The organism is Cupriavidus agavae, from assembly GCF_004217045.1.
Taxonomy (GTDB): Bacteria; Pseudomonadota; Gammaproteobacteria; order Burkholderiales; family Burkholderiaceae; genus Cupriavidus; species Cupriavidus agavae.
The window spans coordinates 1,725,699-1,746,878 of record NZ_SGXM01000001.1 but is presented as its reverse complement, the minus strand read 5'-3'; the positions used below and the strand labels follow the sequence as shown (position 1 = coordinate 1,746,878).

At 68.0% G+C, this 21,180-nt stretch carries 23 protein-coding genes; 12 read left to right on the top strand and 11 right to left on the bottom strand.

The features are described from left to right. The first annotated feature begins 35 nt into the window (after nt 1-35). On the top strand, nt 36-932 hold the full coding sequence (locus tag EV147_RS07885) for an alpha/beta fold hydrolase (RefSeq protein ID WP_130390535.1): 897 nt from the start codon (nt 36-38) through the stop codon (nt 930-932). 6 nt (nt 933-938) lie between these two features. Here the strand turns inward: EV147_RS07885 and EV147_RS07880 are convergent, their stop codons facing one another. Then, on the bottom strand, nt 939-2,000 hold the full coding sequence (locus EV147_RS07880) for an NAD(P)/FAD-dependent oxidoreductase (RefSeq protein ID WP_130390534.1): 1,062 nt from the start codon (nt 1,998-2,000) through the stop codon (nt 939-941). 122 nt (nt 2,001-2,122) lie between these two features. Here EV147_RS07880 and EV147_RS07875 point away from each other — a divergent pair, with 122 nt between their 5' ends. The 7 genes from EV147_RS07875 (at nt 2,123) to EV147_RS07845 (ending at nt 8,165) form a co-directional block, all read left to right on the top strand. Beyond that, nucleotides 2,123-2,968, top strand: coding sequence for a 3',5'-nucleoside bisphosphate phosphatase (locus tag EV147_RS07875; RefSeq protein ID WP_130390533.1), 846 nt, complete (start codon nt 2,123-2,125; stop codon nt 2,966-2,968). Between the two features lie 33 nt (nt 2,969-3,001). Then, on the top strand, nt 3,002-3,634 hold the full coding sequence (locus tag EV147_RS07870; RefSeq protein ID WP_130390532.1) for an L-threonylcarbamoyladenylate synthase: 633 nt from the start codon (nt 3,002-3,004) through the stop codon (nt 3,632-3,634). A 93-nt stretch (nt 3,635-3,727) separates the two neighbouring features. After that, nucleotides 3,728-4,393, top strand: coding sequence for a site-2 protease family protein (locus EV147_RS07865; RefSeq protein WP_130390531.1), 666 nt, complete (start codon nt 3,728-3,730; stop codon nt 4,391-4,393). A 42-nt stretch (nt 4,394-4,435) separates the two neighbouring features. Continuing rightward, nucleotides 4,436-5,005, top strand: coding sequence for a class I SAM-dependent methyltransferase (locus tag EV147_RS07860; RefSeq protein ID WP_130390530.1), 570 nt, complete (start codon nt 4,436-4,438; stop codon nt 5,003-5,005). A 113-nt stretch (nt 5,006-5,118) separates the two neighbouring features. Continuing rightward, on the top strand, nt 5,119-6,003 hold the full coding sequence (gene dapA, locus EV147_RS07855) for a 4-hydroxy-tetrahydrodipicolinate synthase (protein ID WP_130390529.1): 885 nt from the start codon (nt 5,119-5,121) through the stop codon (nt 6,001-6,003). Nucleotides 6,004-6,061: 58 nt separating this feature from the next. Then, entirely contained in the window at nt 6,062-7,306 is a 1,245-nt protein-coding gene (bamC, locus tag EV147_RS07850) for an outer membrane protein assembly factor BamC (protein ID WP_130390528.1), read from the top strand. 70 nt (nt 7,307-7,376) lie between these two features. Then, nucleotides 7,377-8,165, top strand: coding sequence for an MBL fold metallo-hydrolase (locus EV147_RS07845; protein ID WP_130390527.1), 789 nt, complete (start codon nt 7,377-7,379; stop codon nt 8,163-8,165). 110 nt (nt 8,166-8,275) lie between these two features. On the opposite strand, the gene EV147_RS07840 is transcribed toward EV147_RS07845, so the two are convergent. Together EV147_RS07840 and EV147_RS07835 are read right to left on the bottom strand one after the other, a co-directional pair. After that, nucleotides 8,276-8,515: a hypothetical protein gene (locus tag EV147_RS07840; RefSeq protein ID WP_130390526.1), complete on the bottom strand. Its 240-nt coding sequence runs from the start codon at nt 8,513-8,515 to the stop codon at nt 8,276-8,278. Nucleotides 8,516-8,713: 198 nt separating this feature from the next. Next, nucleotides 8,714-9,922, bottom strand: a complete 1,209-nt coding sequence (locus EV147_RS07835; protein ID WP_198680187.1) for a ribosomal protein uL16 3-hydroxylase — start codon at nt 9,920-9,922, stop codon at nt 8,714-8,716. 11 nt (nt 9,923-9,933) lie between these two features. Between EV147_RS07835 and EV147_RS07830 the strand changes: the two genes are divergently transcribed. Further along, nucleotides 9,934-10,464 (top strand): FKBP-type peptidyl-prolyl cis-trans isomerase, encoded by a 531-nt coding sequence (locus tag EV147_RS07830; protein WP_130390524.1) that lies wholly within the window; start codon nt 9,934-9,936, stop codon nt 10,462-10,464. Between the two features lie 107 nt (nt 10,465-10,571). Here EV147_RS07830 and EV147_RS07825 read toward each other — a convergent pair whose 3' ends face one another. The 4 genes from EV147_RS07825 to EV147_RS07810 all read right to left on the bottom strand — a co-directional run bounded on the left by EV147_RS07825 (nt 10,572) and on the right by EV147_RS07810 (nt 15,239). After that, the gene (locus tag EV147_RS07825; RefSeq protein WP_235844629.1) at nt 10,572-11,654 is read right to left on the bottom strand and encodes a hypothetical protein; all 1,083 of its coding nucleotides are present in this window, start codon (nt 11,652-11,654) and stop codon (nt 10,572-10,574) included. Then, entirely contained in the window at nt 11,651-14,260 is a 2,610-nt protein-coding gene (gene mutS / locus EV147_RS07820) for a DNA mismatch repair protein MutS (RefSeq protein WP_130391229.1), read from the bottom strand. The genes EV147_RS07825 and mutS overlap by 4 nt, the downstream gene beginning before the upstream one ends. Nucleotides 14,261-14,595: 335 nt before the next feature. Continuing rightward, on the bottom strand, nt 14,596-15,000 hold the full coding sequence (locus EV147_RS07815) for a type II toxin-antitoxin system HicB family antitoxin (RefSeq protein ID WP_130390523.1): 405 nt from the start codon (nt 14,998-15,000) through the stop codon (nt 14,596-14,598). Between the two features lie 59 nt (nt 15,001-15,059). Further along, on the bottom strand, nt 15,060-15,239 hold the full coding sequence (locus EV147_RS07810; protein WP_130390522.1) for a type II toxin-antitoxin system HicA family toxin: 180 nt from the start codon (nt 15,237-15,239) through the stop codon (nt 15,060-15,062). Between the two features lie 351 nt (nt 15,240-15,590). On the opposite strand from EV147_RS07810, the gene EV147_RS07805 reads away from it, so the two are divergent. Then, complete coding sequence (locus EV147_RS07805) at nt 15,591-16,082, top strand: pilin (RefSeq protein ID WP_157994674.1); 492 nt, start codon at nt 15,591-15,593, stop codon at nt 16,080-16,082. 22 nt (nt 16,083-16,104) lie between these two features. Here EV147_RS07805 and EV147_RS07800 read toward each other — a convergent pair whose 3' ends face one another. Then, entirely contained in the window at nt 16,105-16,938 is an 834-nt protein-coding gene (locus tag EV147_RS07800) for an inositol monophosphatase family protein (protein WP_130390520.1), read from the bottom strand. 239 nt (nt 16,939-17,177) lie between these two features. Between EV147_RS07800 and EV147_RS07795 the strand changes: the two genes are divergently transcribed. Then, a complete protein-coding gene (locus EV147_RS07795) occupies nt 17,178-18,086 on the top strand; it encodes an RNA methyltransferase (RefSeq protein ID WP_130390519.1) in 909 nt (302 codons plus the stop codon). A 290-nt stretch (nt 18,087-18,376) separates the two neighbouring features. Then, nucleotides 18,377-19,120 carry a serine O-acetyltransferase gene (gene cysE, locus EV147_RS07790; protein ID WP_130390518.1) on the top strand — a complete coding sequence of 248 codons (744 nt, stop codon included), beginning with the start codon at nt 18,377-18,379 and terminating at the stop codon, nt 19,118-19,120. Between the two features lie 23 nt (nt 19,121-19,143). Here the strand turns inward: cysE and EV147_RS07785 are convergent, their stop codons facing one another. From EV147_RS07785 to EV147_RS07775, 3 genes are all read right to left on the bottom strand, one after another. Continuing rightward, nucleotides 19,144-19,932, bottom strand: a complete 789-nt coding sequence (locus EV147_RS07785; protein WP_130390517.1) for a UDP-2,3-diacylglucosamine diphosphatase — start codon at nt 19,930-19,932, stop codon at nt 19,144-19,146. Between the two features lie 64 nt (nt 19,933-19,996). Next, nucleotides 19,997-20,497 carry a peptidylprolyl isomerase gene (locus EV147_RS07780; protein ID WP_130390516.1) on the bottom strand — a complete coding sequence of 167 codons (501 nt, stop codon included), beginning with the start codon at nt 20,495-20,497 and terminating at the stop codon, nt 19,997-19,999. A gap of 62 nt (nt 20,498-20,559) precedes the next feature. Further along, entirely contained in the window at nt 20,560-21,168 is a 609-nt protein-coding gene (locus EV147_RS07775; RefSeq protein ID WP_130390515.1) for a peptidylprolyl isomerase, read from the bottom strand. Between the last annotated feature and the right edge of the window lie 12 nt (nt 21,169-21,180).

The window sequence follows — 21,180 nt, the reverse complement described above, 5'->3', positions numbered from 1 at the left end:
CGCTCAAGAAGACCCGGGCACAGAGGGCAGACACCATGACCATCACGGAAACTTCGCGTTCCGAATTTATCACGCTGCGCGGACTGCGCACGCATGTGCGCCACTGGGGACAACCCGGCGCCCCCAAACTGTTCATGCTCCATGGCTGGATGGACGTGGCGGCCTCGTTCCAGTTCCTCGTCGATGCCTTCGAGCGCGACTGGCACGTCATCGCCATGGACTGGCGCGGCTTTGGCGAAACCGACTACCCCACGCGCCATCCGGGCACACAGTCGTACTGGTTCCCGGACTACGTGGCTGACCTCGAAGCGCTGCTCGACCATTACCAGCCCGAGGGGCAGGTAGACCTGGTGGGCCACAGCATGGGTGCCAATGTGGTCTGCATCTACGCCGGCGTGCGGCCGGAGCGGGTGCGCCGCGTGGTGGACCTGGAGGGCTTCGGCCTGACGCGCACGCGCCCGGACCAGGCGCCGGCCCGCCTGGCGCGCTGGCTCGACGAACTGCGCGCGGCGCCGGTGCTGAAGACCTACGAGAGCGAGGCCGCCGTGGCGGCCCGGCTGCAGAAGACCAACCCCCGCCTGCCCGACGACCGCGCCGCCTTCCTGGCCGCGCACTGGTCGCGCCGCAACGACGAGGGCCGCTGGGAGATCCTGGGCGACCCGGCCCACAAGATGACCAATCCCACGCTGTACCGGATCGACGAGATCATGGCGATCTGGGGCCAGGTCACGGCACCGGTGCTGCACGTGGAGGCGCGCGACTCGGAAACGCTGAAGCACATCGCCCACAAGCAGAGCATCGAGGAGTTCAGGGAGCGCTTCCGGGCGTTTCCGGATTTCCGGGAGGCCATCGTGGATGACGCCGGGCATATGCTGCACCACGACCAGCCGCAAGTGGTGGCGGGGTTGATCGAGGCGTTCCTGGCGGGTTGAATGCCGCTACGCCGTCAGCTTCGCCTTCAACCCCGGGTTGTTGCTCGTGTGCATATGCACGAGCGCCTTGTCCGGGAAGGCGTAGTGGTAGGCGCGGCGCAGTGCCAGTGCGGCCTCGTGGAAGCCCGAGAGGATCAGTTTCTGCTTGTTTGGATAAACGGCGATGTCCCCGGCCGCGAAAATGCCGCGGCGCGACGTTTCGTAGGTGGTGGTGTTCTCGATGTGGATGCGCCCCGCGTGCATGTCGAGGTCCCAGTGGGCGATCGGGCCCGGCTCCGAGACCAGTCCGTAGAGCGCCACCAGTTCATCGGCGGCCAATGTCTGGTCGCCGTCGCGCGATTTGATGATGGCACCGACCAGGGAGCCGTCGTCGCCGGTCTGCAGGCTGCCCAGCATGCCGACCACGAAATCCATCTCGCCGGCCGCCACGGCGGCGCGCATCGCGCTGACCGTGTGGTCGGCCGCCCGGAAGCCTTCGCGCCGGTGCAGCAGCGTCACGCGGGATGCCACCTTGCGCAGCGCCAGCGCCCAGTCCAGCGCCGAATCGCCGCCGCCGGCCACGATCACGCGCTTGCCGGCGAAGTGCGAGACCTCGCGCACCGCGTAGTGCAGGTGGCGATTTTCCAGCGCCACGGCCTCTGGCAGCGCCACCCGCTGCGGGGCGAACGCGCCGGCGCCGGCGCAGACCAGCACCGCGGCCACATCGAAACGCTTGCCGGCATCGGTGGTCACCAGCAGGCGCGGATGCCCGTCCGGGCCGGCGGTATCGGTGACGGAGTCGGCGCGCTGGCCAAAATGCATCGGGAAGTCGAACGGCGCGCACTGTTCGAGCAGCCGGTCCACCAGATCCTGGGCCAGGCAGCCGGGCACGGCCGGAATGTCGTAAATCGGCTTCTCGGGGTACAGCTCGGTGCACTGTCCGCCGGCGCGGTCCAGCACGTCGATGATCTCGCAGCGCAGCCCGAGCACGCCGGCCTGGAAGGCCGCGAACAGGCCCACGGGGCCGGCGCCGATGATCAGCACGTCAGTCTGGGTGGTGTCAGGAGTCGTCGGAGCGGTGGCGGACATGGCAGGCGCTGGGGCAGCGGATCGAAAACAGGCGCCCATCATACCTTGCGCCCGCCCGCAATCCGGGCACGCCACCGCTGGCGGCAGGGCTAAAAAACCTTCCCGGGAGTAGAATGAACGCCATGCAAACGCCTCACGCCATCAACGCCGACCTGCACTGCCACTCCACCGTGTCCGACGGGATGCTCGCGCCCACCGAGGTGGCCGCGCGGGCGCACGCCGGCGGCGTGGCGTTCTGGGCGTTGACCGACCATGACGAGGTGGGTGGCCAGGCCGAGGCCCGCGCCGCCGCCGAGGCGCTCGGCATGCGCTACGTGCCGGGCGTGGAGATTTCGGTCACCTGGGCCGGGCAGACCGTCCACATCGTGGGCTTGCAGATCGATCCGTTCCACCCGGACCTGATCGACGGACTGGCCCGCACCCGCGACGGCCGCGCCCGCCGCGCCCAGGATATCGGCGACGCGCTGGCGAAAGTCGGCATTTCCGGCGCCTACCAGGGCGCGCTGCGCCACGTGGGCAACCCCGACCTGATCTCGCGCACGCACTTCGCCCGCTGGCTGGTGGACGAGGGCTACTGCAAGACCATCGGCGAGGTGTTCAGCGAATACCTGTCCGAAGGCCGGCCCGGCTTCGTGCCGCACCGCTGGTCGGCGCTGCCAGAGGCCGTGGGCTGGATTCGCGCATCGGGCGGCATCCCGGTCATGGCCCATCCGGGCCGCTACAACTACACCGACACCCAGCACGACGCGCTGTTCGACGAGTTCACCCAGCTTGGCGGCCAGGCGGTGGAGGTGGTCACCGGCAGCCACACGCCGGACCAGTACCGCCGCTACGCCGACGTGGCGCGCCATTACGGGCTGCTGGCCTCGCGCGGCAGTGATTTCCACGGGCCGGGGGAGGGGCGGGTCGAACTCGGCACGCTGCCGCCGCTGCCGTCGGACGTCACGCCGGTCTGGCACAACTGGTAAGCCTGCCACGCACGCCGGGAGCCTTCGCGCCTCATGTCACAGTTCTTCGAGATCCATCCCGACAACCCGCAGGCGCGGCTGGTCAAGCAGGCCGCGCAGATCGTGCGGCAGGGCGGCCTGATCGCGCTGCCCACCGATTCCAGCTACGCGCTGGCCTGCCCGCTCGACGACAAGGCCGCCGTGGAGCGGCTGCGCCGCCTGCGCGAGATCGACGACCGCCACCACCTGACGCTGATGTGCAGCGACCTGTCGGAACTCGGCAACTTCGCGCGGGTCGATAACCGGCAATACCGCTGGATCAAGGGCGCCACGCCGGGACCGTACGTGTTCATCCTCGAAGCCACCAAGGAAGTGCCGCGCCGGCTCTCGCACCCGGCCCGCAAGACCATCGGCGTGCGCGTGCCCGACCACGCCATCCCGCTGGCGCTGCTGGCCGAACTGGGCGAGCCGCTGATCTCGGCCACGCTGCAGTTGCCGGGCGACGAGGCGCCGATGAACGACCCGGCGGAGATCCGTGCCCGGCTCGAAAGGCGGGTGGACCTGGTGATCGACGGCGGCGCCGCGCCCGCGCAGCCCACCACCGTGATCGACCTGACCGGCGGCGAGCCGGAACTGGTGCGCCTCGGGCGTGGCGATATCGAACGCTTCGGCCTGGCCGCCGCATGAGGGGCCAGGCTGTCCGATCCTTTCTGATACATACCGCACAATGCACCGACATGCCGCGCCGGTATGCTGACCCCAGCCCGATAGAATGACCTGATGGATTCCTCGATCGTCCAGACCATTGCCGTCTACGCCCTGCCCGTGCTGCTGGCCATCACGCTGCACGAGGCCGCCCACGGCTTCGTGGCCAAGTATTTCGGCGACAACACCGCCTGGCTGCTGGGCCGGGTGAGCCTGAACCCGGTGCGCCATATCGACCCGATCGGCACCGTGGCCGTGCCGCTGCTGCTCTACGTGCTGACGGCCGGCCAGTTCGTGTTTGGCTTCGCCAAGCCGGTGCCGGTGGTGTTCAGCCACCTGCGCAACCCGCGCTGGCATGGCATGTGGGTGGCGCTGGCGGGGCCGGCCAGCAATATCATCCAGGCGTTCCTGTGGGCGCTGGTGGCCGTGGGACTGGCCGTGGCGCAGGTGCCGGAGCCGTTCTGGAACCAGATGGCGCGCGCCGGCGTGCTGGTCAATACCGTGGTGGCGGCCTTCAACCTGTTCCCGATCCCGCCGCTCGACGGCGGCCGGGTGCTGACCGCCTTCCTGCCGCGCCGCGCGGCCGAGGCCGTGGGCAAGGTGGAGCCCTACGGCATCTTCATCGTGCTGGCGCTGGTGGCGGCCGGGGTCATCACCCAGATCTGGATGCAGCCCGTGATGACCGTGCTGCTGTCGATGGTGGAACTGATGCTGCGGCCCGTGCTGATGGTGCTCCAGTAGGCCAGCAGGCGTCTTTCCCCCGGATTCCCGTCCCTTTCCCCCATGACTCCTGCACACCCCGCGGCACCGGCCGCGCCGTCGCCCTGGCTGGTTCGCTGGGCGCACCTGATCCGTCCGGCGGGCCGCGTGCTCGACCTGGCCTGCGGCAGCGGCCGCCATGCCGGCTGGCTGGCCGGGCAGGGCTTCGACGTGCTGGCCGTGGACCGCGACGCCGATGCCGTGGCCGGCCTGCCGGCCAGCGTGCGGGGCCGGGTGGCCGATCTGGAGCAGGGCGGCTGGCCGCTGGCCGATGCGGGCCGCTTCGACGCCATCGTCGTGACCAACTACCTGCACCGGCCGCTGTGGCCGCACCTGCTTGGTGCGCTGGCGCCAGGTGGCGTACTGGTCTACGAGACCTTCGCGGCCGGCAACGAGACCCTCGGCAAACCGTCCCGGCCGGATTTCCTGCTGCGGCCAGGCGAATTGCTCGATGTGACGCGTGATCATCTTCGGGTGGTTGGCTACGAGGACGGCCTCGTGGAATCGCCAAAACCGGCCTTCGTGCAGCGGATTTGTGCCGTTTGCGAGGACGCCGGCGCGGCGGCGCCGGCACGTTATCCGCTGGCCGGGTGACGGCCCCGGCAAGCCGTTACGCACGCTCACGTTTTCCCTCATCGTCGGGGGTCCGGCGTGCCTGACGGTTCCGGTACAATCGCGGTTGTTTCGAATTTCCGAATCCCTGAGCTATGACACAGATTACCGGCAGCATCGTGGCCATCGTCACCCCGATGCATGAGGACGGCAGCCTGGATTACCCGGCCCTGCGCGCCCTGATCGACTGGCACGCGGCGGAGGGCACCGATGGCATCGTGATCGTGGGTACCACGGGCGAATCGCCGACCGTCAATGTCGAGGAGCACTGCGAGCTGATCCGCGTGGCCGTCGAGCAGTCGGCGGGCCGCGTGCCCATCATCGCCGGTACCGGCGGCAACTCCACGCGCGAGGCCATCGAACTGACGGCCTTCGCCAGGAAGGTGGGCGCCGATGCCTCGCTGCAGGTCGTGCCGTACTACAACAAGCCGACGCAGGAAGGCATGTACCGCCATTTCCGCACCATCGCGGAAGCCGTGGAACTGCCGGTGCTGCTGTACAACGTGCCCGGCCGCACCGTGGCCGACATGGCCAACGACACGATCCTGCGCCTGGCGCAGGTGCCGGGCATCGTCGGCGTCAAGGAAGCCACGGGCAATATCGACCGTGCCGCGCAACTGATCAAGGACGCCCCGGAAGGCTTCGCGATCTACAGCGGCGACGACCCCACCGCGGTGGCGCTGATTCTGCTGGGCGGCCATGGCAATATCTCGGTCACCGCCAACGTGGCGCCGCGCAAGATGCATGACATGTGCGTGGCCGCCCTGAAGGGCGATGTGGTCACGGCGCGCCGCCTGCACATGGAATTGATCGACCTCAACCGCGCGATGTTCGTCGAGGCCAATCCGATTCCCGTGAAGTGGGCGCTCCAGCAGATGGGCAAGATGGCCGGCGGCATCCGCCTGCCGCTGACCCCGCTGGTGGAGAGCCAGCATGAGAATGTGCGCCGCGCGCTGGCAGCGGCCGGCCTGCTGGGCTGAGATTCACCGGCTGAACGTTCGGCTAATCGCCGATTCTTGAAACCAGGATTACGTGTCAATGAAACAGAAGCTTAACCGTCGCGGCGCGACGCAGATCCGCCGTGTCGCCGTGGTTGCGCCAGTGCTGGCGCTGACGCTGATTGCCGGCTGCAGCAGCATCAATGAGGCCATGCAGCCCGACAAGATCGACTACAAGTCCCAGGGCAAGAAGACCGCATCGCTGGACATTCCGCCGGACCTGACCAAGCTCGAAGGCGACCGCCGCTACACGGTGCCCGACGCCGCCGGCACGTCCACGCTGTCGAACTACCAGCAGGCCACCAAGACGCGCGAGGCCGAGCCGGGCGCCAACGTGCTGCCGAGCGCCCAGGGCATCCGCATGGAGCGCGACGGCAACCAGCGCTGGCTCGTGGTCAGCAATGGCATGCGCGCCGACCAGCTGTGGGAGACGCTGCGCGGCTTCTGGCAGGAAAACGGCTTCCTGCTGACGCAGGATTCGCCGCAGACCGGCATCATGGAAACGGACTGGGCCGAGAACCGCGCCAAGATTCCGCAGGACATCATCCGCAATACGATCGGCAAGGTGTTCGACGGCCTGTACTCGACGTCCGAGCGTGACAAGTTCCGCACGCGCGTCGAGCGCTCGCAGAACGGCCAGCTGGAGGTGTTCATCAGCCACCGTGGCGCGCAGGAGCAACTGACCGGTGTCGACAAGTCGACCACGGTCTGGACGCCGCGCCCGGCCGATCCGGAGCTGGAAGCCGAATTCCTGTCGCGCCTGGCCCAGCGCCTGGGCGTGCAGAAGGACCAGGCCAACATGATGGCCAAGAACCCGACGCCGGCTGGCATCGGCGCGGCGGCCGCACCGGCAGCCCCGTCGGGCGCCGCTACCGGCATCGGCGCTGGCGCTGCCACGGGCGCCGCCGAAGGTGGCGATGGCAAGTCGTTCCTGTCGCAGGTCAATGGTGCCCCGGCGCTGCAACTGCCGGAGCCGTTCGACCGCGCCTGGCGCTCGGTGGGCCTGTCGCTGGACCGCGTCAACTTCACGGTCGAGGACCGCGATCGCGCGCAGGGCCTGTACTACGTGCGCTACGTCGATCCGAAGCAGGCCGTGGACGATCGCGGCTTCTTCTCGAAGATCTTCACCAAGGCCAACGACGGCAAGACCGCGAAGAAGTATCGCGTGTCGCTGAAGGGCAGCGGTACGGGCACCACGGTGACCGTGCAGAACGATGCCGGCCAGCCGGAGAACACCGAGATCGGCAAGCGCATCCTGTCGCTGCTCGACGAACAGCTGCACTGATGGCCGTGGTCTGTCATGGCCAGATGCCGACGGCGCCCGCCGTCGGGCATCGCCCCGGGCGAGCGCATCGATGATGCGCTTTGCTTTTTTGGGAAGCGGCAGCGAGGGCAACTCGCTGCTGATCGAATCATCCGAAGGTGCCACGGTCACGCGCGTACTGCTGGACTGTGGCTTCGGCATCAAGGAAACCGCGCGGCGGCTGGAGCGGCTCGGTGTCACGCCCGACCAGCTCGATGCCGTGCTGGTCACGCACGAGCATGGCGACCACGTAGGTTCGGCCTACGCGTTTGCGGCGCGCCACAAGCTGCCCGTGCACACGAGCCACGGCACCTGGCTGGCCACGTCCCACCTGCGCGGCGCCGACGCGGCGGACGTCAGGGTGTGTTGCGCCGACCACGCGTTCGTGGTGGGCGGCCTGCAAATCCATCCCTATACAGTGCCTCATGATGCACGCGAGCCACTGCAGTTCGTCCTGACCGATGGGGATGCGCGGCTGGGTGTGCTGACCGATGCCGGCATGGAGACGCCGTATGTGACCGCGCGGCTGGCGGGCGTGCATGCGCTGGTGCTCGAATGCAACCACGACAGGGAAATGTTGCGCAACTCGCTCTATCCGTACTCGCTGAAACGGCGTATCGGCGGCGATTTCGGGCATCTGGCGAACGACATCGCGGCCAGCATCCTGTCGCAGGTCAAACACCCGCAGTTGTCAGGCGTGGTGGCAGCCCATCTGAGCAAGCAGAACAATACCCGTGACCTGGCGGCCGGCGCGTTGGCGGCAGTACTGGGAGTGCTGGCCGACGATATTCTCGTCGCCGATCAGGAGGAGGGGCTGGGCTGGCAGCCGGTGCGGCCATAATCGCGCGCCGGGGCTTCCCCCCATTTGCAGGGTGGTGTGGCGGGTGCCGCGATAATCCGCAAAATAAAAAAGCCGACCCGAAGGTCGGCTTTTTTATCGGAGGAATCCGATTACTGCTTGGCAGCCGGAGCCGAAGCGTCAGCAGCCGGAGCCGATGCGTCGGCAGCCGGGGCCGATGCGTCAGCGGCCGGAGCCATTGCAGCCGGAGCCGAAGCGTCAGCAGCCGGAGCGGCAGCGGCCGGAGCCGAAGCAGCGGTGTCAGCGGCCGGAACGGCGGCTTCTTCCTTCTTGCCGCAAGCGGCCAGGGCAACAGCAGCCAGCAGGGATGCGATCAGGAGAGACTTCTTCATTGTTCGTCCTTTAACTTTTAATAAAACGAAAACAGGCGATGAATAATTACCGGTAATTATCGCTCTTGTACTGCGTATAAAGGCTCTCCCGGGTGCCGACAGTGCAGTGGTCCACAGTACTAGCCAGCGGGCGATTATATCCGCGTTTCCCCGGCTTGTGTATAGCCGAAATTTACCGGTTCGATCTGTTACGCATTATTACACGCGTGCAGGCGAAAACTGCAACCAGCCCTCCATGGCCCAGTCATGAAAAGTGTCCATCAGGTCTGGCAGGGCCGCACAAGCATTGACTTCCTCCGCAGTCAGCTGGCGATGGTCAGCCAGACGCCGCAGCCACTTGGCCAATGCTGGCGGCGGCTCGTACGCTTCGCCGTTCAGGTAGAAGCCCGCACGGTCATACAGCGCGACAGAACCCGGAGCAAGGACCACGCCATGTGCCTTGGCCAGCTTCGCGTACTGCTTCAGCGTGATCTCGCCGACCTCCTCGAACTGCACCGAGGCCTTGGGCTCCGAGAGGTAGGTGCCAAGGAACTCCGAGACCATGCCGGCGTTCCATTTCAGCGCCTGCAGGCGCTCGGTCACGGCACGGGCCATATGGGCCGGGATCTGCGCCGGGGTGGGCGTTGCGGCCTCGCCGGCGTCGGCGTAGCGGCCGTCGAGCCCCTCGTTGCCTTCCACTGTCTCGGACAGCCATGCCAGGAAGTGCCCGGCCAGCTCGCGGTACGGCGGCGCGCGGAAGCCGATCGAAGCGGTCATGCACTCGCCCTCGGCGGTGCCGTCGTGCGCGTACTGCGGCGGCAGGTAGAGCATGTCGCCGGGTTCGAGCACCCATTCCTCCTCGGTGCTGAAATCCGACAGGATCTTCAGCGGCATGTCCGGAATCAGGTCCAGCCTGGTTTGCGACGACACCCGCCAGCGGCGGCGGCCCGAAACTTGCAGCAAGAATACGTCATACGAATCGAAGTGCGGACCCACGCCGCCGCCGTCGGTGGCGTAGCTGATCATCACATCGTCGAGCCGTGCGTCGGGGACGAACCGGAACTGGCTCATCAGGTCGGCGGCGGCCTGGTTGTGCAGGTTCACGCCCTGGACCAGCAGCGTCCATTTGCCGGTCTTGCGCGAGGGCAGGTTGTCCTCGGCAAACGGCCCGTGTTCGAGCTTCCAGCGGTTGCGAAAGTACGACACCAGCCGCGATTCCACGTCGTCCCGATCCGCCAGTTCGAAAAGCGCTTCGCGCGACACTGGGGGCACGATTCCAGGCACGGCCTGTCGAATCAGCATCGGTTTGCGGTGCCAGATGTCACGCATGAAGGCTGCGGGTGTCATGCCCCCGAGCAGCGTGAGCGGCGCGTCAGGATCAATGGGTCCCGCAGGCAGGGCCTGCGCGTATAATGCGGAATCGCTCATGGAGTCAAGAATTGAAAATCGCTAAGAACACGGTGGTGTCCGTGGTGTACAAGCTGTCGGACGCGCAGGGCAATCTGATCGAAGAGTCCGATGAGCCCATGGTCTATTTGCACGGCGGGTATGATGGCACGTTCCCCAAGATCGAGGAAGCGCTGGACGGCCACGACGCCGGTTTCGAGACCCAGCTGCAGCTGGAGCCCGAAGAAGCCTTCGGCGACTACGACGCCGAACTCGTGAAGGTGGAGCCGCGCGACCGCTTCCCCGAGCCGCTCGAAGTGGGCATGCAGTTCGAAGGCGTGCCCGAGGATGGCGACGACGAGGACACGATCATCTACACGGTGACCGACGTTGCCGAAGACAAGGTCGTGCTGGACGGCAACCACCCGCTGGCCGGCATGGCGCTGCGGTTCTTCCTGCAGGTGGCCGACGTCCGTGAAGCCACGGCCGAGGAAGTCGAGCACGGTCACGCCCACGGCGCATCGGGCATCGAAGTCGTCGACGAGGACGAAGACGGCGACGAGAGCCCCCGCACGCTGCACTGAGCCACCCATCCGGGCGATACGCGACAGGTCATCGCACGCAGCAAACAAGAAAGCCGGCAGACGCCGGCTTTCTTGTTTTCCACGCACTGCGTGCGGCTTGTGCCAGATCAATTGTTGCGGGGGCCGTCCTGCAGCGCCACCTGGAATACCGAGCGCGTATTGGGCGTCACGGTCAGCTCGACCCAGCGTGACGGCGACCCGATCGGCAGCGCCACACGCGTGAAGTTGCCAAGTGTCTTGCCTTCCTTGTCGCGCAGCGGCTTGTCGATGCTGAATCCGCTGTCGCTGGCGTGTACCAGCAGCACCTGCCCCGGGAATCTGGCCGAAAGATCGCGTAACTGACGCTTGAACTCCAGATAGCCGTCGCGCGTTCCCCGGCGCAGGAAGCCGTCGAGCAACGAGGGCCTGCCGCGTTTCTCCCACCCATTGCCAAACTCGGGGTCGGCATGGGCGATCACCAGCACGCCGGGCAGGTCGCGCTGCGTGGCCACGGAAAACGCCCGCTGCAGCCACTGCCGGTTGGCCTCGCGGCGGTCTTCGAACTCGCCGTTGCGGCCCCCCTCGCTGCGGTAGTGGTTGTTGTCGCCGGGCAGGTTCAGGCCCACCACCATCACGCCGCCCGCCACCAGCCGCACGTTCTCGCGAAAGCTGCGGAACATCGCCTGGTCCGACTGCCGGACCACTGGCAGCGTGCGGCGGCCCAGCGTCGTATCCACCGGGAAGTAAAGCTCGCGCAGGCGGTTCAGCCGCTCCACGGCGTCGAACTTGCCCGCGACCGGCTTGCGGCATTCGGCCCAGTCGGTCTCGCCCGGCACGTAGAGCAGCGGGGCAGGGGAGTCGTCGAGCACGCGCAGCCGCGCGGCCAGCACCGCATCCGCGCAGGATTCCGTATCGCCCTTGATGCCGCCCGCATGGACGATCAGCGCCATCTGGCGTGCGTTCATCAGGTCGAACAGCGCCGCGGTGTCCGTCTCGGCCGCCGGCCATTGCGGCACATCGGCAATCAGCCCGATGCGCAGGGGCTGGACCACCGGCGCGGGCGGCGGCCGGACCTTGCCGGTGCGCGTGGCGTGGGCCGGGCGTGGTGCGGCCAGCCACGCGCAGCATGCCGCCGTGGCGAGCGCGAGCAGCGCCACCGAGGCGCGGCGGCGCGTGCGGCCCGTCGAACCGATCGGGCGCGGTGCCGTCATGGCGTGGCGTTGGACTGCGCGAGCATCTTGAGCCGATACAGCGCCTCGAGGGCGTCGCGCGGCGACAGGCTGTCCGGATCGATCTCGGCCAGCGCATCGAGTGCCGGCGAAGTTTCGATCCCGACCGTCACGCGCTCTCTCGTCGGGAAGTCTTCGAACTCCTCGTCCGGCGGGGTCGGCGGCGCGGCGAAAAGATCCATCTGCGGCGTGGGCGTGGCGTCGGCGGACTGCTGTTCGAGCCAGGCCAGGTGCTTGCGCGCGGCGCGGATCACCGGCTGCGGCACGCCGGCCAGTTGCGCCACCTGCAGGCCGTAGCTCTGGCTGGCCGGGCCATCCTGTACCGCGTGCAGGAACACGATGCCGTCGCCATGCTCCACGGCGGACAGGTGGACATTGGCCGCCTGCGGGAACTCCTGCGGCAGTTGCGTCAGTTCGAAGTAGTGCGTGGCGAACAGCGTGTGGCTGCGGTTGTGCGACAGCAGGTGGCGCGCAATGGCCCAGGCCAGCGCCAGGCCGTCGAATGTCGAGGTGCCGCGCCCGATCTCGTCCATCAGCACGAGGCTCGACGGCGTGGCGTTGTGCAGGATGCCCGCCGCCTCGGTCATCTCGACCATGAACGTCGAGCGCCCGCCGGCCAGGTCGTCTGCGGCGCCGATCCGCGTGAAGATGCGGTCGACCGGGCCGATCACGGCACGGCGGGCCGGCACCCAGGCGCCGACGCAGGCCAGCAGCACGATCAGCGCCGTCTGGCGCATGAATGTCGATTTACCGCCCATGTTCGGGCCGGTGATCAGCAGCAGCTTGCGCGCTTCGGTCAGGTGGCAGTCGTTGGCGATGAAGGCGACCGACTCGGCGGCAAGCTGGCCTTCCACCACGGGATGCCGGCCCTGCACGATGTCGATCACGTTCTCGCTCACGCGTTCCGGCTGGGTCCAGTCCAGCGTGCGGGCGCGTTCGGCGAGCGTGGCCAGCACGTCGAGCCGGGCCAGCGCCCCGGCCACACGCTGCAGGTTGCCGATATGCGGCAGCAACGATTGCAACAGCGCTTCATACAATTGCTTCTCGCGTGCCAGCGCGCGGTCCTGGGCCGACAGCGCCTTGTCCTCGAACGCCTTCAGTTCCGGCGTGATGTAGCGCTCGGCGTTCTTGAGCGTCTGGCGGCGCCGGTAGTCGTCCGGCACCTTGTCGGCCTGGCCGTTCGTGACTTCGATATAGAAGCCGTGCACGCGGTTGTATTCCACGCGCAGGTTGGCGATGCCGGTGCGCTCCCGCTCGCGCGTTTCCAGGCCGATCAGGAACTGGCCGCAGTTTTCGGAAATGTCGCGCAGTTCGTCGAGTTCGGCGTCGTAGCCGCGCGCGATCACGCCGCCGTCACGGATCACGGTCGACGGTTCTTCGGCCACGGCGCTGACGAGCAGGTCGAGGCACTCCTGGGGCACCTCCAGTTCCTCGAGCGTCTGGGCCAGCAGTGCCGCATCGTCGCCGCCGGTGATGCTGGCCTGCACGTCGGGCAGCCCGCGCAGCGTGTCCCGCAGCGACGACAAATCGCGCGGCCGGGCCGACAGCAGCGCCAGCCGTGCCGTGATCCGTTCGACGTCGCACAGCTTGCGCAGCTGGGCGCGCAGTGGGTCGGGGTCCTGGGCGATCAGCGTGCCGATGGCCTGCTGGCGCGCCCGCGGCAGCGCGGGATCGCGCAGCGGGTGATGGAGCCAATGCCGCAGCGCACGGCTGCCCATCGTCGTGGAACAGGTGTCGAGCAGCGAGAACAGCGTGGGGGACTCCCCGCCGCGCAGCGTCTCGGTCAGTTCGAGGTTGCGGCGCGTGGCGGTGTCGAGGCCGACGAATTCCGATTCGCGCTCGACCGTCACGCCCTGCACGTGGCGCAGCGACTGGCCCTGCGTGCTGGCGGCGTAGTTGAGCAGGGCGCCCGCGGCACCGAGCGCGGCGCCCAGCCCGGCGCAGCCGAACGGCTCCAGGCTGGCCACGCCGATCTGCTCGCGCAGCCGGCGCGTGCCGGCCTCCTGGTCGAAATGCCACTCGGGCAGGCGCGTGCGGGCGCAGGCCAGCGCCGGCAGTTCGATGCCGTCGGCGTAGAGCAGTTCGGCCGGGCGGATACGTTCGAGCTCACGCGAGAGCTGCGCGCCGTCGCACTCCATCAGCCGCAGTTCGCCGCTGGCCAGGTTCAGCCAGGCCAGGCCGGTCTTGCCGACGCCCCGGCGCGTGGTCTGCTGGTGCACGGCCATCAGGAACGAGTCGATCTTGTCGGGCAGCAGCGCGGCGTCGGTCAGCGTGCCCGGCGTGACGATGCGCACGACCTTGCGCTCGACCGGGCCCTTGCTGGTGGCCGGATCGCCGATCTGCTCGCAGATGGCCACCGACTCGCCGAGCTTGACCAGCCGCGCGAGGTACTGGTCGGCCGAGTGAAACGGGATGCCGGCCATGCGGATCGGCACGCCGCCCGACTGGCCGCGTGCGGTCAGCGTGATGTCGAGCAGGCGCGCGGCCTTTTCGGCATCGTCGTGGAACAGTTCGTAGAAATCGCCCATCCGGTAGAACAGCAGTGTGTCCGGATGGTCGGCCTTGATGCCGAGGTACTGCTGCATCATCGGCGTGACCTTCTCCGCCGGCGCGGACGGCTTCGCGGCATCCGTCCGGGCGGGCTTGGCCGGCCGGCCCGGCTTTGCCGGAGCGGCAGCCTCGGGCGTTGCCGGGGCGCCGGCTTCGTCGGCGGCCGCGTTCTCGGTTGCGGAAGGGTTGGAAAGGATCTCTGCGGACATGCGTTCCTCGCGGGCGGCCTGGCAGGGCCGCCTGTGTATCGGTAGCCGCGGCCGGGTGGCAGTTCCCGGCTGCGGCGCAAAGCGGCATTTTACTGCCTGCCTGTGCTGCGATCGCGGTGGCGGCTTCCCATTTTTGAAGGGGAAGTTTCGCCTCGCGCAAGAAATCAGCGCGTGGCGGCGATGGCCGCCATGGCGGCCCGGGCCAGAAAGCCGCTGCGCGTCTCGTGGCGGCCGCTCACGAACATGTCGATCTTGTGCAGCACGAAGCGCGGCATGCTCACGTTGATCCGCTCGGGAGACGTGTCGAGCTTGCTCATGTCGACGTCGGCCAGCGCCCAGACCGCGTCCGCGAACTCCTCGCGCGCCGAGAGTTCGGCGATGGGCGTGGGCGTCAGATTGATGTCCTTGTCCATCGAGAGCAGCACTTCCATGTGGCTCACGATGGCCTCGCGGGCGTTGCGGATGGCTTCCTCGATGCTGGCGCCCGCCGAGTGGCAGCCCGGCACGTCGGGCACCGTGACGCCGTAGACGGTGTCCGGATCCTTGTGGATGGCGATGGGAAAGTCCATGTGGTGTTTTCCTTTCGTTCGTAAGATGTTGGTTCGATGGTTCGCGCGTTGCGTGCGCCTCAGAGCCCGGCCGTGCGCAGGATGCTGCGGACCGTGCCCACGGGCAGGTCCTTGCGCGGATGCGGCACGGTCACGATAAACGCGCGCGACGGATGCCTGAACGTGAGATGGCTGCCGCGACACCGCGCCAGTTCCCATCCCTCCCGCTCCAGCAGGCGGATCAAGGCCGATGAATGCAAGGTGACCCCTTCGGTTGATCCGTGTGTATTAATACACACGGTGTGAGGGGGCGCAAGTGAATTTATTGGTGTGGGATCAATGTAGGGTCGCAATGGCCCGTTTGTCCCGTGCCGGATTCTGAAAATGACTCGGACTTTTTGAGCGTTTTACGGTGCCGCACTGACGGTGCCGCGGTTATGGTGCCGCGGTTATGGTGCCGCGATTTGTCACCGCGCCGAGGGCGGGCGCCGCGAACTTGTCAGCCGGGTCCCGCCGGGGGTGTCCTGCGGGACACAAATTGTCAGTTTGGGGCGTTGCACGGCATGGCACGGTCCTTGGATGGCTCCGGGGACAGCACACCGGGCAAAGCGATGCGAAACGAGACGAGAGCGGGGCAGCGGGAAGGTGGGAGGCGGCGGAAGCCGGCGCGCGGTTTCGCGCTGGTCGAACTGATGATCGTGGTGGCGATCCTTGGCATCCTGGCCGCGATCGCCATCCCGACGTACCAGGACTACACGGTCAAGGCCCAGGTGGCGCGGGCGTTCTGGGAGGCGTCGGCCTACAAGATTCCGGTGGAGGAGCGGCTGCACGCCGGCGTCCATGCGTTTCCGGACCCGGTGGCCGCGCTGGGCTATATCCGGTCGCCGCTGACGGCCACGGCCAGCACGTTCGTGTTCAACGCCGACGGTTCCGGCGCCATCGTCGTCACGCTCGACGGCGATGTGCATGTGGCCGCCCGCAACGCAAGGATCACGGTGGGGCGGCTGGCAGACGGCTCGTGGAACTGCGCGGTGCGGGGCGGCAATGACGGCTTCAAGCCGTCGTACCTGCCGCTGGCCTGCACGCTGGACCGCAGCGCCTGAGCGGCGCCGCGGGGCAGCGCGATCAGTCGACGATCGGCTTGAGCGCCGGGCGGGCGTTGTCGAGCGAGAACGGCGACAGCAGGCGCACCATCTGCGCAAACGCCTTGGGGTTGCCCGCCAGTACTTCGCCCTGTTCCATCTGGCGCGATTCGCCGGCGTAGTTGCCCACCAGGCCGCCTGCTTCGGTGATCAGCAGCATGCCGGCGGCCATGTCCCACGGCTTCAGGCCGCGCTCGAAGAAGCCATCCAGCCGGCCGCAGGCCACGTAGGCCAGGTCCAGCGCGGCGGCGCCCGGGCGGCGCAGGCCCGCGCAGCTGCGCGTCATCAGCGAGAAGATTTCCAGGTATTCGTCCATGCCTTCGAGGTCACGGAACGGGAAGCCGGTGCCGATCAGGCAGTCGGCCAGCTTGTCGCGCCGCGTCACGCGGATGCGGCGGTTGTTCAGGAATGCGCCGGCGCCCTTGCTGGCCGTGAACAGTTCGTCACGCGTGGGGTCGTAGACGACGGCCTGCGACGGCACGCCCTTGTGCAGCAGGCCGATCGAGACCGCGTACTGGGGAAAACCGTGGATGAAATTGGTGGTGCCGTCGAGCGGGTCGATGACCCAGGTGAATTCGCCCTGTTCCTCGCCCTCGGCCCAGGACTGGCCGGACTCTTCCGCTAGAATGTCGTGCTCGGGGTAGGCGGTGCGGATGACCTCGATCACCGCCGCTTCGGCAGCGCGGTCGACTTCGGTCACGAAATCGTTGTGCTGTTTGCGCGAAACGCGCACCAGGTCGACGTCCATCGACGCACGGTTGATGATGGAACCCGCCTTGCGGGCCGCCTTGACGGCGATATTGAGCATCGGATGCATGAATCTCTCCAGACGGCGCGGCAGGGCATGGTTCGCGCGGCGTCCCGGCCAGCTGGGGCGAGGGAGGCGCGAATGCCCGGCGTTGGCCGAACAACACAACGGATTGTAGAAGAACGAGGGGCGCCGCCAGCTGAGAGGCGACGCGCCGCAATTTGAAGGCAGCATTGTATAGGAAACCCGGGCCCACGCACGCGTCGATGCCGCAAACGGCGGCAATCGGCGGCCATGGGCCATCCCAGATGAGCGAAGCGTTGAATCCCCAGGCCGGGTCGGACCCGGCAGCTCCGGTGCCATGTGATCCGGCAGACATTTTCTCGCGGGTACGCGTGGTACTCGTGGAGACCAGCCACCCCGGCAACGTCGGCTCGGTGGCGCGCGCCATGAAAACCATGGGTTTCGGCGCCGCGCCGGGCAGCCTGGTGCTGGTGACGCCGCGCGAGCCGGCTGTGCTCGCGCATGCCGATGCCGTGGCCATGGCCAGCGGCGCCGATGACGTGCTGGCCGGTGCCCGCATCGTCCCCGACATCGAGACCGCGCTGGCCGGCACGGCCTTTACCGTGGCGATGACGGCGCGGCAGCGCGAGTTCGGCCCGCCGCGGCTGATGCCGCGCGCGGCGGCGGCCCAGGCGCGTACGGTGCTGGGCAGCCTGGCGAGCAGGGATGCCGGCGCCGAGGTGGCCTTCGTGTTTGGCAACGAGCGCTATGGCCTGCCCAACGAGGCCGTGCTGCGCTGTTCCGCCGTGACGCACATCCCGGCCAATCCGGCCTATGCGTCGCTGAACCTGGCGCAGGCCGTGCAGCTGATCGCCTACGAAATGCGGCTGGCGCTGCTGGAGGTGCCGGTGCAGGGTGCCCCGGACGCCGCACCGAATATCGGCTATGCTGGTGAGCCTGCCACGGCCGAGCAGATCGAATCGATGTTCGGGCACCTGCAGGCGGGCCTGGCGGCGATTGGCTTTCTCGATCCCGCCAACCCCCGCAAGCTGATGCCACGGCTGCGCCGGATGTTTGCGCGCACCGGACTGGAACGCGAGGAAGTCAACATCCTGCGCGGCATCGCCAAGCGCATGGTGCTGAGCGGCGACACGCCGCCGGCAGGCGATCAGGCAGGCAAAGACCTCGACAACGACCAGGACCCGCATCCGTGAGCTTCCGACCGGCATTCCTCCCGCACGACTCCCGAGGCGCCCCCCGCCGTCCGGGTGCGAGCGCGTGTTGCCGGCTGCCGGGACGATGTTGAGGACCGCGCGGCCCCAAAAGCCCTGACGGCGTCAGGGCCGGCGGCAGGCTGGCAAATCTCTTACACTCGCTGCTCGCGTGCGACCCGACCCGTCCCCGGCGGTCGCCACCAGCGCCGAGCCCGCTCATGACCGCGCCGGCGACCGTCCTGCCTCCCGGCAGGCACGGCGACCGGGCGTGGCAACACGACACGATAACGATGTTCACTCGCCTGAAGGAAGAAATCGACGCCATCATGCGGCGCGACCCCGCCGCGCGCAGCCGGCTGGAGGTGCTGACCTGCTATCCGGGCCTGCATGCCGTGATGTTCCACCGCGTGGCCAATGCCTGCTGGCGTGCCGGATTCCACTGGCTGGGCCGCTGGATCTCGCACTGGTCGCGCTTCCTGACCGGCATCGAGATCCACCCGGCCGTGAAGCTGGGCCGCCGCGTATTCATCGACCACGGCATGGGCGTGGTGATCGGCGAAACCGCCGAGATCGGCGACGACTGCACGATCTACCAGGGCGTGACGCTGGGCGGCACGTCGCTGTACAAGGGCCAGAAGCGCCATCCGACGCTGGGCGCGGGCGTGGTGGTCAGCGCTGGCGCCAAGGTGCTGGGCGGTTTCGAGGTGGGCGACGGCGCGCGCGTGGGGTCGAATGCGGTGGTGCTCAAGCCGGTGCCGCCCGGCGCCACGGCGGTGGGCATCCCGGCCCGCATCATCATGCCGGACGCCCCGGCGGCGCAGCAGGGCGCAAGGCAGGAGTTCTCCGCGTACGGCATCACGCCGAATGCCGACGATCCGGTGTCGCTGGCGCTCAAGAGCCTGATCGACAATGCCGCCAAGCAGCATGACCGGATCGAGGCCGTGCTGGCCGCGCTGGACCGGCTGGGCGAGCACCTGGAGAACACCCCCAACGACCGCTTCGACGCAAGCGAACTGCGCCGGATGATGAAGTAACGAGGGCGTGGGAGGCGGGGCGCTCAGGCCCGTGGCAGCACGGTAAAGCCTGCGGCGTCGAGTTGCAGCACGGCGGCGCGCGGATGGCGGCCGTCGAGGTCCCAGTCGGTCAGTACCCAGCGTTCGCCGGCGCCATGCACGTGGCGGGCCGGCCGGTGGGTGTGGCCGTGGACCAGCGTGCCGGCGGTGGAATCGGCCAGCAGCGCCTCGACGGCGGCCGGCGTGGCGTCGCCATAGGTGGGCGGCGGGGCGTCGGCAGGCCGGCGCGCGCGTCCGGCCTCGCTGTCGGCCCGCAGGCGCTGTGCGATGCGCAGCCTTGCCGGCAGCGGCAGCAGCAGGAACAGCCGTTGCACCCAGCGCCTGCGCGTCCAACGCCGGAAGCGCATGTAGCGCTCGTCGTCGGTGCAGAGCATGTCGCCATGGCTCAGCACCACGCGCCGGCCGGCGCAGTCGATCACGGTGGGGTCAGGCAGCAGCGTGGCCCCCGCCGCGGCGGCAAAGCGCCGGCCGAGCAGGAAATCGCGGTTGCCGTGCATCAGGAAGACCGGCACGCCCGCCTCGGCCACCCGGCGCAGCGCGGCGGCTACGTCGGCGGCGAACGGCGTGGCCGTCTCTTCGTCGCCGATCCAGAATTCAAAGAAGTCGCCCAGGATGAACAGCGCGCGGGCGTGCTGCACGGCATCGTCCAGCACGCGGCCGAACGCGTCGAGCGTGCGCGGCATGCCGGGGGTCAGGTGCAGGTCGGAAATGAACCACGCCGGCGCCGGCACCGGAATCGGTGCGGCCGCCGGCGTGCGGGCGGGTGCGGTCATGCGGGTCGGATGGACGTGTTCACCATGCGCGGCATGCCGCAACCGGTTTGGCGTGGATGGCCGGTTACTCGACGATCGTGGCCTTCTGGATCACCACGTCTTCCATCGGCACGTCCTGGTGGAAGCCCGAGCTGCCGGTGCGCACGCCCTTGATGGCGTCCACGACGTCGGTGCCTTCCACGACCTTGCCGAACACGGCGTAGCCGAAGCCCTGCGGCGTGGGCGAGCTGAAGTTCAGGAAGTCGTTGTCCACCACGTTGATGAAGAACTGGGCCGTGGCCGAGTGCGGCGCGTTGGTACGGGCCATTGCCACGGTGTAGCGGTCGTTCTTCAGGCCGTTGCCGGCTTCGTTCTCGATCGGGGCGTCGGTGTCCTTCTGCTTCATGCCCGGCTCGAAACCGCCGCCCTGGATCATGAAGTTCTTGATCACGCGGTGGAAGACCGTGTTGTCATAGTGGCCCTTGCGCACGTACGACAGGAAGTTCTCCACCGATTTCGGGGCCTTCTCGGCGTCCAGTTCGATGGTGATGACGCCTTGCGTCGTCTGGAGTTGTACCTTGCTCATGGGGTTACCTCTCGTTCGGGGTTCGGTGACGGTTACTGCCGCATCCGGGGGGGACGCGGTTGTTACTTGGTGACGACGGTGGCGGACTCGATCACGACCGGGGCCGCCGGCACGTTGCGCATGGCGCCGTAGGCCGTGGTCGGCGTGGTCTTGATCTTGTCGATCGTGTCGGCGCCTTCCACCACCTTGCCGAAGACGGCATAGCCGTTGCCATCGGGCTGCGGGTAGTCGAGGTTCGGATTATCCACCACATTGACGAAGAACTGGGCGGTTGCCGAGTTCGGATTCGACGTGCGGGCCATGGCCACCGTGTACGCCTTGTTCTTCAGGCCGTTCTGCGCCTCCAGCGGGATCGGGGCGCGCGTGGGCTTTTCCTTCATCTCGCGGTCGTAGCCGCCGCCCTGGACCATGAACCCATTGATCACGCGGTGGAAGATGGTGCCGGTGTAGAAGCCGCTCTTCACGTACTCCATGAAGTTGGCGACGGTCTTGGGCGCCGCGTCGGGATACACCTCGATCGTGAACTTGCCGGCGCTGGTGGCGAACTGTACGCGCTCGGCCTTCTGCGTGGCGGCGGCCGGGCTGGCGCCCTGCGCCAGGGCGGCCAGCGGGGACAGGGCGGCGGCGGTGGCGATCAGGCCAGCCAGGGCGATGCGGCGGGAAACGGTCATGTCTGGACTCCG